This window comes from Pseudoalteromonas sp. SG43-8 (assembly GCF_014164245.1).
Taxonomy (GTDB): Bacteria; Pseudomonadota; Gammaproteobacteria; order Enterobacterales; family Alteromonadaceae; genus Pseudoalteromonas; species Pseudoalteromonas distincta.
Genome location: NZ_JACJEX010000003.1, coordinates 237283 through 251297 on the forward strand (window position 1 = coordinate 237283; position 14015 = coordinate 251297).

A 14015-nucleotide genomic window follows, 5' to 3' on the forward strand; every position below is an offset into this window, starting at 1 on the left:
CACAACACATGTAATAAGCTTTTACGCGCACGGTAACCATGTGCTTCGTAAGGGAGCATTACTAAGCGAGCATCTTTACCTAAACCTTTTAGAGCTGCGTACATGCGCTCACTTTGCATTGGGAAAGTGCCAGAATTAGGGTCTTCTTGACCGTGGATCATTAGCATTGGCTCGTTAATTTTTTCAGCATGGAAAAACGGCGACATATTAGCGTACACACTTTGTGCTTGCCAAAAATCACGCTCTTCTCCTTGAAAACCAAACGGCGTTAATGTGCGGTTATACGCACCACTGCGGGCAATACCTGTTTTAAATAAATCGCTATGAGCCAATAAGTTAGCAACCATAAATGCACCATACGAGTGCCCTGCTATGGCTATCTTGTTTTTATCGGCAATGCCTTTTTTAACTAATACATCAACAGCTGCTTGCGCACTTGATACTAACTGCTTTCTAAAGTTATCGTTTGGCTCGCTGCCATCAATACCCACTATTGGCATTTTAGGGTCGTCAAACACGGCAATCCCTTTAGCAAGGTAAGGCATTGGGCCCCAATAACCAATGTAGGTAAACGCATAAGGCGATTCGCGTACTTGCGATGCAACGGCTTTATCTTTGTATTCAAGTGGATAAGCCCACATAAGTACCGGTAACGGGCCTTGTGTTTTATCGTACCCTGGTGGTAAATAAAGCGTGCCCGAAAGCTCAACACCGTCGTCGCGTTTATAACGTAATTGCTCTTTAGTTACGCCTTTAAATGCAGGGTACGGATGCTCAAATGTCGTTAGTTGCGTTAACGTGTCGTTATCTAAATCACGTATAAAAAAGTTAGGTTGCTCAGTTTTAGATTCGCGAATAGTAATAAAGCGCTCACCTTCGTCATCAAGCAGTGCGCGAACACGCTCGTAATACGGCGCTTCTGATTGCCATAAACGCTTGCTGCTATTTGTTTTAACATCGTACCTATCTAAAAACGGCACATTACCTTGCTCTGAAGCACCATTACCGCGCAGGTAAATATAACGCCCGCCTACAATTTTAATTACGTTTGCACCTAAATCGTTGCGCTCGTAAATTGCATTACCCGGGTCTTTGTACGCATCGTTGTAACTACGCTCTGAAAATAGCACGCGGTTTTTGTCGGCATCTCGTGGTTGTACAACAAAGGTGCGTACTTGGCGATCGCTAAAGCGCCAGTCTGTCAGCATTGCTACGTTTTCGTTGCCCCACTCCATTCCCGCATAACGGCGTTCTACTTTGGCAAATAATTTAGGCTCGCGTTTAAATGGTGCACGTAAGCTGTAAACATAATCATGATGCTCAACGTCGGTTTTCATGTCACCGCCATCTTGTGCTTCTGCCCAAATAACTTCAGCGCCTTGATCGGCTCGCCATTCAAAATCGCGGCGGCCAGTGCGTACGCTGTCGTAGCCTTGTGGAATATTATCGGCAAGTGGCTGCTTTGCCAGCTCTGCTAATGCATAGCCGCGCATACCCCATATTTGCCACGTGCTTGCAAAGCGGCTGTAAGGCACTTGATACGAAAACGGCTCATTAATACCGGCAACTAAAATATTGGTAGAATCAGGTGATACCGAAAACGATTTAAATAAAGAAGGGCTGCCTATTGCTTGAGTATTGCCATCAAGCGTTATGTAAGCCAATTGCCCTTGGCCGTAAAACTTAAACTGTGATTCATCAAACGGGCTGGTTAATAAATTTTGGTAAGTACGTGCTGGCGCTTTTTCGCCAGTACTTTGTTGAATAACAGGCACTACATTTTGGCTGTTATTTTCAAGCCTTGGTTTACCAAAATTAACAGCAAGATTTGCAATAATGGCGCTGCTATCTGGCAGCCATTTAAATGGCGATGCAGTTAGTACCGAATTTAACGCAGCACTAGTTAACTCTTTTGCTTGTTTGGTTTCAACGCTGTAAAGCCATAAGTTGGCTTGGGTTGGTTGCTCAACAACAAAGGCTAAATATTTACTATTAGATGACCATTTAGGTGAGCGGATAATGCCATTAGGTAAGTTGTTAATGCTAATAACCGACCCGCTTTGAACATGCTTTAGCTCCACGGCACTAAATTTGGCACTCACACGAGAGCGCGAAAAATTAGCGGGGTTTAGCTTAATACCAGCAAGCTTAAGCTCTTCATTTGCAAGTTCATCAAGGGTTACTACACGTTTGCGTTCAAAAAGCGCTAGCCACTGGCCATCGCTCGATAAGTAACTAGTGGGTGCTAACTTAGCGTCAACCAATGCTGCAAGTTCAGGTGATGGGGTTTGATAGCCCTGCTCGGCGTAACTTGTTGGCACCAATGCCACACAACAAATAAAGGCAACTAACAGCCTAAAAGCGCTCATGTTTTTATCCTTTTGTTATTTTTTACTCTTATAGGCGTATATAAACACGTTTTGCTTTGTTCATAAAGTATTAAGGTAAGTTAAACACCTCTAAAAGATGACTTAATAGTGCTGATTAAGCTAAACTACAGCGCTATTTATTCACCACTGCGGTACTTAAAATACAATGCATAACAAAGCCAAATCAGTCACCATTTTTGATGTTGCAGAGCGTGCTGGTGTATCAAAATCAACCGTATCCTTGGTACTTACCCAAAGCGATAAAGTGGGCAATAAAAGTAAACAAAAAATACTCAAAGCGATAGATGAGCTAGGATACGTTTATAATCGTGATGCCGCTGCTATGCGCTCAAAACGCTCTAACTTAGTGGCCATAGTAATAAATGATTTAACTAACCCAGCTATGGCACACCTTGCTACCAGCTTACAACTTTTGTTAAACGACAATGGCTTACAAGCCATGATTGTAAGCAGTAATAATAGTCTTGAGCTACAAGCAAACGCAGTTAAAAGCTTAAAAGAATACAACGCGGCTGCATTTATTATTTGCCCCGTTGCTAATACTTGCCCCAAATGGCTTGATGCGCTCAGCGCGCAGCACAAAGTAATTACCTTAATGAGTGAAGTGCCCTTTAGCGCAGCGCCATGCGTACTTCCCGATTATAAAAAAGCCAGCCACGTAGCCAGTATGCATATACTCGCACAAGGCGTGACAAACATAGCATTTATAGGCAATGAACTTACTTTAAGTGATTCACAAGCACTGCAAAGTGGCTTTAATACCGCATGCGCGCAGCACAGCATTACACCATTAGCACCCATTGACTGCGCAGTAAACACAGCCCTTAGCGCTAAAAATGCATTTATAGAAGCATATAAACACAACCCCACATTAAACGCAGTGGTGTGTGCAAACGATATTATTGCTCAAGGTGTTATTGCCGCTATTAACTCATTAACTCATCACTCTATTAAAGTAGTGAGTTGCCACCACATTCCTAATAGCGCGGTTATAAATAATCACTTAACCACTGTAGCTATTAGTACAACTGATATAGCTAAGCGGTGCCTTTTAATACTCCAAGAGCTACTACAAAATACAGCCCCGCCAGTAAAGACACTGGTAAATGTAAACTTACAAATTAGAGATTCTAGCCAATGAAAAAAGTGCTGGTAATTGGCTACGTATGGCCAGAGCCAAATTCGTCTGCTGCGGGAACGCACATGATGTCGTTATTAAATGCATTTAGAGCGCAAAACTGGGACGTTGAATTTGCAACGCCCGCGCAGCGCACCGACCACATGGTAAACCTTGACGACTTTGGTATAACCAGCCAAAGCATTGCACTAAACTGCGATAGCTTTGACGAATACGTTAAAGCCTATAACCCAGACATAGTCATGTTTGACCGTTTTATGATGGAAGAACAATTTGGCTGGCGCGTCGATAAACATTGCCCAAATGCCATTAAAATATTAGATACCGAAGATTTACAATGTTTGCGTAATGCACGCCACGAAGCGTTTAAAGGTGAGCGCGAGTTTACAACCAGCGATTTACACTCAGACATAGCAAAACGCGAAATTGCCGCTATTTTACGCTGCGACCTAAGCTTAATTATTTCAAGTTATGAAATGAGCCTACTAAACAGCGTATTTAAAATAGAGCCAAGCTTATTACACCATTTACCATTTATGGTCGATTTAAGCTCATTACCTACAAGTACAAAAACGTTTGAGCAGCGCCAGCACTTTATGACCATAGGTAACTTTAGACACGCGCCCAACTGGGATGCTGTACTTTACTTACAAAAAATATGGCCACTTATTCGAAAGCAACTCCCAAAAGCAGAACTACATATTTATGGCTCCTACCCACCACCAAAAGCCACGGCATTAAATAACCCTAAAACAGGGTTTTTAATAAAAGGCTGGGCCGATAATGCGTTTGATGTAATGCAAAGCGCACGCGTATGTTTAGCGCCACTTCGTTTTGGTGCAGGGATTAAAGGTAAATTGCTTGAAGCCATGATTATGCAAACACCCAGCGTTACCACTAATATTGGTGCAGAGGGCATGCATAACAATTTACCATGGCCTGGTAAAATAGCTAACACCGCCGACGATTTTGCCAATGCTGCTGTTGAAATGTACACTAATCAAAGTGACTTTGAACAAGCGCAGCAAGATGGCAACACGCTCCTTAATACGCTTTACGATAAAGCACAATTGAGCACGGTGTTAATTAAAAAAATCGATTCAATAAGTAGCGATTTAGAGGCTCATCGCGAAAAAAACTTTACAGGCCAAATGCTCAAACATCATACAATGCGCAGCACCCAATACATGTCGCAATGGATAGCTGAAAAAAATAAAAAATTAGATTAAAAATGACTAGACACACACCAATTAGTGTTTAAAATCGCGCCCAACAAACGTGGGCAGTTTTAGCTGTATTGTCTATATTTTTAGCTTAGTTATCGCAATATTTGGTCCAAAAAGATTTGAAAACTGCAACCTTTACAGAAAAACGCAAATTTATCGTTAAATTGGGTAAAATGCTTCACAAGTATGGTACGCCTGCTTACCGCCTAGAAGCCCACCTAATGGAAGTGGCTACATATTTAGGACTTAAATCGTCGTTTGTTATGTCGCCAACTTCGGTAACGTTTGTTATTTGGACTGATGGCCACGAAGACGAGTACACCCATGTTGCGCGTGTAGACCCTGGCGATCACGATTTAGGCTCACTTGCCGACACCGACGACCTTGTAAACCAAATGCTTGACGACAAGCTAACTTTACAAGAAGTTGACGCCCAGCTAGATGCTATCTACGACATGCCAAACCCATACAATAAACTTGTTACGGGCGTTGCGTTTGCAACTTCTGGTGGTGCGTTTGCAATGTTAATGGGTACTAGCTGGACTGATGTTATTTGGTCATCGCTTCTTACTTTAGTTGTTTATTTGTTTGTGCTTTGGTCGGGACGCTCAAAACGCGTAGCCCATATGCTTGAGCCATTGGTAGCCATAATATCGGCAATACTTGCATGTGCAGTAAGCGTGTATATAACACCTGAAATAAACATACGCTTGGTGGTACTTTCGGCCATTATTGTATTTATACCCGGTTTAGCACTTGCGCTTGGCTTAGCAGAGCTTGCAGCGCGGCATTTAGTGTCGGGTACAGCAAGAGTCATGGACTCGTTTATGCTGTTATTTAAACTCTATTTTGGCGGTTTTATTGGTATAGGCATTGGCTTTGCACTCTTTGGGCAAGCTGACTTTGTACAACCTGAACCATTACCAAAGTGGACCGCATGGCTGGCTATATTTTTACTTTGTAGCAGCTTAATCGTTATTTTTAGAACCAAACTTAAGCACGCTGTTTGGTCTATTGCATCAGGGTTTATAGCCTATGGCACCAGTATTGGCTCGGCTATGTACCTTGATTACACGTTAGGTACGTTTGTAGGTGCTTTATCGGTGGGTATATTTAGTAACTTGTTTAACCGCGTTGCTAATGCGCCAGCCTCTATTGTGGCCATGCAAGGCTTAATTGTATTAGTACCAGGTAGCAAAACCTATATTGGCTTAAACTCACTCATTGAAGGCCAAGACTTTATATACGCAGAGCATATAGGCCAGCAAACGTTTTTAATATTTATGTCACTTGTTGCAGGGCTAATATTTGCAAACGTGGCTCTTCCGCCTAAAAAGAGTTTGTAAGTGATACTGAGCGCTCGCTTTACTTTAATTGAGTAAAGCGAGTAAAACGTTAAACTAAAAACAACTACCAAGTAGCAATTGAGGCCAATGCTAAGTGTTTTAGCTCATTACATTGCACTTGAGTCAAACTCAAAAACCTCATAGTGATTCCAACGTAAAAACAGTTCAGCGCTTTCTAAATAACCTAAACTCTGGATAATAAATCTATCTCAAGCAGCTATTTTCAGCGCTAACTGCGTTGAATTTACTTGCAATAGGCCAGCTATTGACGCGTAAATTCGCCTTGTTTTCACTAAAAATCTCTGGCTAGAGAAAATAAATTTAAATATCACTATGATTCAATATTTCAGTAAATCTCTTAACCAGAGTACAGGTTAAGTACAGATTTATGTCATCACTTGATGGATAGCAAAAATCATCCCAGTGATCACAAAAAACTATCCAAGGTAGGGTTAATCCTGTTTCTTGATCCCAGCAGATTGTTACTGTTTGCGTATCATTTACTAAGCCCTTTAACCATTGGCGTGTTAACTCACTCCCCCCCTGTGGAGTCGAATATTTTTGCTTCGACCGGAAAGTTAATAGGTGTAGTAGCAATTAATGCTCTTGCTTGCTCTTCGTTCAACGGATTGAGTTTAATTAGTGTATCTTTAGAAAAATCACCATAGGATGAGCTAATCCAGCACCATGCTAAAGAAAAGTCTTCAATTTTAATCAACGCTCTATACCTACTTTTATAAACACGTAATTGACCTTATAGGTTATTACTATTACCTACTCTATACAAACTTCATGTTATTTTACTTTTAGTTCAACAAGTTACAAGAGAGCACTATGGTTTATTAATATTTAAGAAAGTATGTCAGACGTTTTTTACATTACGTGAAAGGTATACATTTTCAATAAGCAAATAATAGAGGACATTATTGCTTTATACTTCCCTATTGAGCAAAAGTACTCAATAGGGAAGTAACTCACTTAGCGTGACCAGTTAGTTTTGGCAAGGTCTATAATTTCGTTACCTTTGCCATTTATTAACGCCTTCACCATGTAAACACTAAAGCCTTTTGCTTGCTCTAATTTGATTTGCGGCGGCATTGAAAGCTCTTGTTTTGCGGTATCGACTTCTAAAACAACAGGTCCTGAGTGGTTCATCATCTCGTTCATTGCCGATGGTAATTTTTCAGGGTCGTCCACATGAATCCCTTTTAAGCCGCAGGCCTGTGCAATGTTAGCAAAACTTGGGTTTTCTAAATCAGTATCGCTTGATAAAAACCCACTGGCTTTCATTTCCATAGCCACAAAACTGAGTGAGCGATTATTATAAACAACAATCTTTATTGGTAAATTAAGGTGCTTAAGCGAGATTAAGTCCCCCATTAACATCGAAAAGCCACCATCACCACACATTGCAATGACTTGGCGATCTCTATCAACAGATTGAACCCCCATTGCCTGCGACATCGCGTTTGCCATAGAGCCATGATTAAACGATCCAATTAAGCGGCGCTTACCATTCATTGATAAATAACGCGCAGCCCACACTGTTGGCGTACCTACATCACAAGTAAAAACAGCATCGTCAGTCGCTTGTTCGTTGAGTAAACGTGTTAGGTATTGCGGATGAATTAAATTTTGCGAGGTTTTGCCACTGGCAAGTTCATCAAGATCTTGTCGAGACTCTTTGTAATTTTTAACGCATTTTTGTAAGTGCGAACTTGTCCGTTCACCTTTAATATAATCAAGCAGTGTGGTCACTGAATTTTTTGTGTCTCCTAATACGCCACAGTCAATTTGCACGTGTCGCCCGAGTGACGCAGCCTGATTATCAATTTGTAATATGGTGGTATTTTCGGGATAAAAAGCACGATAAGGAAAACTAGTACCAATCATAAGTAACGTATCGGCTTCTTGCATTGCATGATAGCCCGACGCAAAACCAATAAATCCGGTCATACCAACATCATAAGGGTTATCGTATTCAATAAACTCTTTACCGCGCATGGCATGCACTATCGGTGCTTGTAATTTTTCGGCTAGCGCAACAATTTCGTCGTGGGCATCCTTACAACCAGCACCACACAATAAGGTTACTTTTTTACTTTTATTAAGATGAGTCGCCATCGCTTCAATATCAGATAAAGCGGGGGTATAAGTTGCTGGCTTTGGCACGCTCCATTTTGGCTTAATAGCTTTAGGCATATCTTTTAATGCAATGTCGCCAGGTAGCACAAGTACACTCACGCCTTTGTTTAGTATTGCTTGTCGCATTGCTGTTTCTAGCAGGTACGGCATTTGCTCAGGGCTCGACACCATTTCACAATACACACTGCATTCTTTAAATAATTCTTGCGGATGGGTTTCTTGAAAATAACTACTACCAATTTCAGATGAAGGAATATGTGCGGCAATTGCTAATACTGGTACATTATTGCGCTGACAATCAAATAAGCCATTAATTAAATGAAGGTTACCTGGCCCGCAAGAACCCGCACACACCGCAAGCTCGCCTGATAAATGGGCTTCGCCACCAGCTGCAAATGCGGCAACTTCTTCATGTCGCGTTCCTAGCCACTCAATTGTTCCCATTTTTCGCAGACTTTCACTAATGCCGTTAAGTGAATCGCCAGTTACTCCCCAAATACGTTTTACGCCAGCTTGTTCAAGGGTTTTAGTGATAAAACTTGCGATATTTTGACTCATAATATAGAACTCCTAAATATTCAGTTATTCTGTAAATTGATTTTTCGTCTCTGATCTATCAGGTAAGTCATCGTTTCGAAATGCGCTCAATTATTGAGAATCGATAAGCTTAAATATTTTGATAATGATAGTTATATTACTACTGAGACTTTACTAACAAACGCCTATGCTTGCTGCGCCCCATACTGATACATAAAACATGAATGTCCGCTTTAAAGTGTTTATGAATATGCTGGTGCGAGATTTTTAGTGGCTTAACTATGAATATGTTATTATGCGCTCAATTATTTTACTGAATGCTTTTCTCTTACTTCTATGCCAAATTCTGCTTCATGCTTTACATTATTTTCTCAAAATATTGATGCCCTCGCGCTTCCTGAAAAGTTTACTTTCCCTTTTTATTACGAGCCGCAACCATTAGCTGTAGCAGCCACTAAACAATTACAGCAACAACTTGAAACGTTAACGCATTTAAAAGCAGAAAATGCAGGTAAAATGTTTGGGGTTTTAGTGGTGCAAAATGCTAAGCAACAATTAGGCTTTTTAAGTGCTTATTCGGGACAAATTGAAGGTGATAAAGGCAATATTAGTTTTGTGCCGCCTGTTTCTAGCATGCAACTTCAAGACGATACCTATTTGGCTCAAAGTAAAATAATTAACGATATTAATGCTCAAATTGAGCAGTTAGAAAATAGCGAACAACTACTTGAAGTTAATAACAAACTTGATGATGCAACACAGAGCTACCAGCAAGCGCTATTAGCTCAACAGGCGGTAATGCAAGCCGGTCGTCAGCAACGAAAAATACAACGTACCGAAGGTGAATTAGAACTTAGCGAAAGTGATTTTGAGCAGTTAAAAAATAAGCTTGCAGGGCAAAGCATCGTAGAAAAAAAGCAACTGCTGGCACTTAAAGCCTATTGGCAAAATATAATCGAGTCACTGCAGCAAACACACATCAATATTTCTGATGAAATTGCTCATTTAAAAAAGCGCCGTAAAACGCTTTCTAAAAGCTTACAAAAAAAGTTATTTGCTCAGTACCAGTTTTTAAATGCAAATGGTGAAACTACAGACTTAAATGCCATATTCGCAGCATTACCTGAGCACACTCCTCCTTCGGGTGCTGGCGATTGTGCAGCGCCTAAGTTATTACAATACGCCTATAAACATGACTTAAAGCCACTTGCTATGGCAGAGTTTTGGTGGGGAGCAGCACCTAAATCAGCAATTAGGCAGCATAAGAATTACTACCCTTCTTGTTACAGTAAATGCCAACCAATACTTGGTCATATGCTAAAGGGTTTAGATGTTGAAGATAACCCACTACTTACCAACCCTGCTCAGGGTAAAGATTTAAGTATTGTTTATAAAGATGACGACTTACTTGTGGTAAATAAGCCCGCTGAGTTTTTATCAGTGCCTGGCGTTAATATTGATGACTCAGTTTATATGCGCATAAAAACGCAGTTTCCAGAGGCATCAGGCCCACTAATTGTACACAGATTAGATATGTCGACTTCTGGGTTATTGATGATTGCGCTTAATAAACGCGTGCACAAAGCACTGCAAAAGCAGTTTATTGAACGCACCATAGATAAACGTTATGTAGCATTAGTTAATGGTAACGTAGCTGAGGATAGCGGAGTAATTGATTTGCCCTTAGTGCTCGACTTTGATGATAAACCGCGCCAAATGGTGTGTTACACACACGGTAAGCCATCACTTACTACCTGGCAGGTTTTAGAGCGTAACAACAATATTACCCGATTACAGTTATACCCTAAAACAGGGCGAACTCATCAATTAAGAGTGCATTGTGCGCACAGCTTAGGTTTAAACATGCCAATTATAGGCGACACACATTACGGGCAAAAGGCCGATAGATTACATTTACATGCAGAATACTTAGCATTTACTCACCCTATTACGCTTAAACGATTAGAGTTTGAAGTAGCCGCTGATTTTTAATAAAACACTTTGCTATAACAGCTATATTATTCAATGTGTTGGTTTTTATTAAATTTAATTGATATTGTTTGTGGTCTTTTTCTTCAATGATGAGTATAAAAAACTGTTCAAACCCAAGTTTATTAAGCACTGTGAATAAGTATTTCAATAATAAAAATAAATCAGCAAAGGATTAACATGGCTAACAATACACAAATAAAGATTTTAGGTAATACTTTATGGGCAAAGTATATTGTTCTCCTTTTATTTTTACTTTTTAGTAAACTTGCCTCTGCTAACGGCGATTCATTAAATGCAACTTCACATGCGCTAGACTTTGACACGACTCAAACTCTCATCAATAACATAAAACTAAATGAATTAGACTATCTTCAAAATGAAGACAAACTCACTCAAGCGTTTAAAATAAGCAAAGATCAAAATTGGGAAAAACTTCATTTAGAAGCGGCCGCTTTGTATGCGGAGTTACTTTTTAGACAAGAAAAATACGCAGCGTTAAACACTCACTTATCCTATTACTTAAAGAACAAAGAGTTACCAAACCAAAAAAGTGTATATTTATTATTTCTCGAATCACAACTCAAGTCTCTAGCGAGGGATGCAAACCCAGCTCCAGCACACATGCTAGCCACAAAATTAGAAGAGAGCTTGCAACAGCATTTATCTAAAGAAAAAATTATTATTTTACGAGCACTTGCTTACTATTACACCGATACAGATGCATTGAAAAAGACCCTAAATGTTGCACTAGAAGGGCTAGAATTAGCATTAAAAGATGACGACTCAGCATCTCAGGGATACTTTTTTAGAAAAATAGCCGATGCATATAATTATCTAAACGAAAAAGACAAAGCCATATATTATGCAAAAAAAGCGGTTGCAGCATATGAGCAAACACAAGATGGGCTTTTTACTGCAAAAGCATATTGGAGTTTAGGCAATATATTGCTCGAGATAAAAAAACCTAAAGATGCCTTAATATACCTAGACAAAGCATTGCTCTATTTTAAAAAAGCTAATATGCAAAAAGGCTTAACCTTTGCCCAATACTCAATTGCTAGCATTGAGTACTTACAAGAAAATTACGATAAAGCTTTAACTTTAACTAAAGAAAACATTGAGCTTGCTCGTTCTGCAGGTGTTCACGACATGCAGCTCGCATCGCTCATTTTGTTAGCTGACATATATATAAAACTAGATTTACTTGATCAAGCAAATGAAGCAAACGATGAGGTATTTTTAAAATTAGATAAGTTCAGCCGCAGTATTTATAAAGCCGATTTTTTAAGTAAACGCTATGAGCTAAAGCGACGCCTCAACTATACTAACGAGGCTTTTGAAGCAATTGAACAAAAGCTCCTTTATACAAAAAAACACTACGAAGCTACCAGTGAAAGTAATATAAAAACACTACAGGTACAGTTTGAAGTAAAAGAAAAAGAAGAAAAAATACAGCAACTAGAGTACGCAAAAGACATTAGTGAACTACAAGCTAAAGAAGAGTACCAACAAAAAATAATTTGGCGACTTAGCGCTGCTATAGCGTTTATTTTAGTGATTGCTTCATTATTTTTATTTTATCGGCAAGCTCGACAACGTCAAAAATATCACGATATTTCATTAACAGATTATCTAACAAATAGCCCTAATCGCAGAGGAATAATGCGCGCCGCAGAAGCAAAGCTTGATGAAGGTAAAATGACGATAGCAATTGTTGACTTAGACTACTTTAAAAAAGTTAACGACCAATTTGGTCACGATGTTGGAGATTTAGTTCTTATTTCCTTTGCAAAGGCTGCAAAAGAAACACTAAGTGGTGATCATCAGTTTGGCCGCTACGGCGGCGAAGAATGGTTGTTTGCACTAAATTCGGTTGACGAACTAGCTATTCGAGATATATTTGACCAGCTCGCCACTAGGTTTACCGAGCATTGTAGTAATATAAAAGACCTTCCTAGTAATACAAAAATCACTTTTAGTGTGGGAGCCTCTGTAAGTAGCCCTTTAAAAAGCACACTAGATGTTCTTATTAAGCATGCAGATAAATTACTTTATAAAGCAAAAGAAAACGGAAGAAATCAAGTCGTTGTTGATTAGATAAATACAGCTAAAAGTACTTGCTCAGTTAATTGACTAAAGTCCATCTAAAACCATCTGTTTAATTTTATGTGCTTTTACAAAGTGATCTAATTTATGAGTGTGTATCCACCAAGTAGCGGCCTCCATAAGTAGCTCTGGGTCGTCGTTTTTATTGGCAAAAAATGCATAAAAAGAAAGCCCTACATTTTCGCCTTTAGCTGCTATTTTTTTATCGCACACAGTAATTATTTTTGCTCTTAGTTCTTCCCTCATACATACCTTATTTAATTATATTTTTACTATTAAAATACGCCATTTAAAAAGCTAACGATTAGCTGTAAAAGGCTTCTATCAACCAAGCCATGATTCTCAAGCTCTTTATTAGGCGTATTTACTTTTGCAGCTTTGCATTCATTATCTAATGTCTCATTTTTAAGTGTATCGGTTTCGTATGCAATATCTGCTTGTTCCATACATTTTGCCGAGCCTGCGTAAGGCTGCGCCGCACAAGCGCTTAGTAATAAAAAAAGTGGAATTGCTATCAATAATTGCTTCATAACTAATCCTATTTTTAAGCAACTTATTTACTTTAAATTACAGTTGCAAGTTAGCCTATTTACTTTTCTACCACCATTACAAAAAATTCAAAAAAGAACGTACCGATGGCATCAAAAAAAGTGTCATTTTTTTCATCCTTTTTAATTTGTGCGCTAATGCATTGATTGTAAAACTGTGAGCTTGTTTGAGCGCCATTTCGATCAACCATTTCAGCCTTTTCAATGCATAAGTTAGGGTCAGAACGCGGGGCTGTACTACATGCACTCAGCAAAGCGCACAGTAATAATGCGGCGACGGGGCTTTTTATGTTCATCCTTAAACTTTCCTATTAAGTTAACGTGCTACCTGCATTTATGTGTGAGAGTAATATATAGGTTGTACCCAAATAACACTGACACTTTATCACTGCTATAAAATAAACAACCAGTAAATATTTGTAAGGTTCTGTAGGAATTTATACTTACTTTTATAATTGAACTACGCAAAAGCCTGAAATTATTGCATTCATATCACTGTAAAATTTACAGTGGTCGCAGCCAAAGAATAAAAAAATTAAATTAAATTTATTAAAATACAATAACTTAATATTTGGCATTTAGTTTGC

Annotated in this window: 10 protein-coding genes; 5 read left to right on the forward strand and 5 right to left on the reverse strand. The window is 39.2% G+C overall.

Going from position 1 to position 14015, the window contains the following annotated elements; all coding sequences use genetic code 11:
* Positions 1–2369: prolyl oligopeptidase family serine peptidase (locus H5122_RS08650; protein ID WP_182681539.1), on the reverse strand; the 2369-nt coding region annotated here is incomplete at its 3' end.
* 166 nt (positions 2370–2535) lie between these two features.
* On the opposite strand from H5122_RS08650, the gene H5122_RS08655 reads away from it, so the two are divergent.
* The 3 genes from H5122_RS08655 to H5122_RS08665 all read left to right on the forward strand — a co-directional run bounded on the left by H5122_RS08655 (position 2536) and on the right by H5122_RS08665 (position 6100).
* Positions 2536–3531 (forward strand): LacI family DNA-binding transcriptional regulator, encoded by a 996-nt coding sequence (locus tag H5122_RS08655; protein ID WP_182681538.1) that lies wholly within the window; start codon positions 2536–2538, stop codon positions 3529–3531.
* The gene (locus tag H5122_RS08660) at positions 3528–4757 is read left to right on the forward strand and encodes a glycosyltransferase (RefSeq protein WP_182681537.1); all 1230 of its coding nucleotides are present in this window, start codon (positions 3528–3530) and stop codon (positions 4755–4757) included. The genes H5122_RS08655 and H5122_RS08660 overlap by 4 nt, the downstream gene beginning before the upstream one ends.
* Before the next feature lie 116 nt (positions 4758–4873).
* Positions 4874–6100 (forward strand): threonine/serine exporter ThrE family protein, encoded by a 1227-nt coding sequence (locus H5122_RS08665; protein WP_002960134.1) that lies wholly within the window; start codon positions 4874–4876, stop codon positions 6098–6100.
* Positions 6101–7078: 978 nt separating this feature from the next.
* On the opposite strand, the gene poxB is transcribed toward H5122_RS08665, so the two are convergent.
* On the reverse strand, positions 7079–8803 hold the full coding sequence (poxB, locus tag H5122_RS08670) for a ubiquinone-dependent pyruvate dehydrogenase (protein WP_182681536.1): 1725 nt from the start codon (positions 8801–8803) through the stop codon (positions 7079–7081).
* A gap of 315 nt (positions 8804–9118) precedes the next feature.
* Between poxB and H5122_RS08675 the strand changes: the two genes are divergently transcribed.
* Positions 9119–10774: an RluA family pseudouridine synthase gene (locus tag H5122_RS08675; protein WP_182681535.1), complete on the forward strand. Its 1656-nt coding sequence runs from the start codon at positions 9119–9121 to the stop codon at positions 10772–10774.
* 177 nt (positions 10775–10951) lie between these two features.
* Positions 10952–12871 (forward strand): GGDEF domain-containing protein, encoded by a 1920-nt coding sequence (locus H5122_RS08680; protein WP_182681534.1) that lies wholly within the window; start codon positions 10952–10954, stop codon positions 12869–12871.
* A gap of 36 nt (positions 12872–12907) precedes the next feature.
* On the opposite strand, the gene H5122_RS08685 is transcribed toward H5122_RS08680, so the two are convergent.
* From H5122_RS08685 to H5122_RS08695, 3 genes are read right to left on the reverse strand one after another with little or no spacing between them, the layout of a single operon-like run.
* Positions 12908–13126 (reverse strand): DUF6500 family protein, encoded by a 219-nt coding sequence (locus H5122_RS08685; RefSeq protein WP_007377212.1) that lies wholly within the window; start codon positions 13124–13126, stop codon positions 12908–12910.
* Positions 13127–13155: 29 nt separating this feature from the next.
* The gene (locus H5122_RS08690) at positions 13156–13410 is read right to left on the reverse strand and encodes a hypothetical protein (protein ID WP_182672884.1); all 255 of its coding nucleotides are present in this window, start codon (positions 13408–13410) and stop codon (positions 13156–13158) included.
* Between the two features lie 59 nt (positions 13411–13469).
* Positions 13470–13724, reverse strand: a complete 255-nt coding sequence (locus tag H5122_RS08695; protein WP_182681533.1) for a hypothetical protein — start codon at positions 13722–13724, stop codon at positions 13470–13472.
* Positions 13725–14015: the final 291 nt, after the last annotated feature.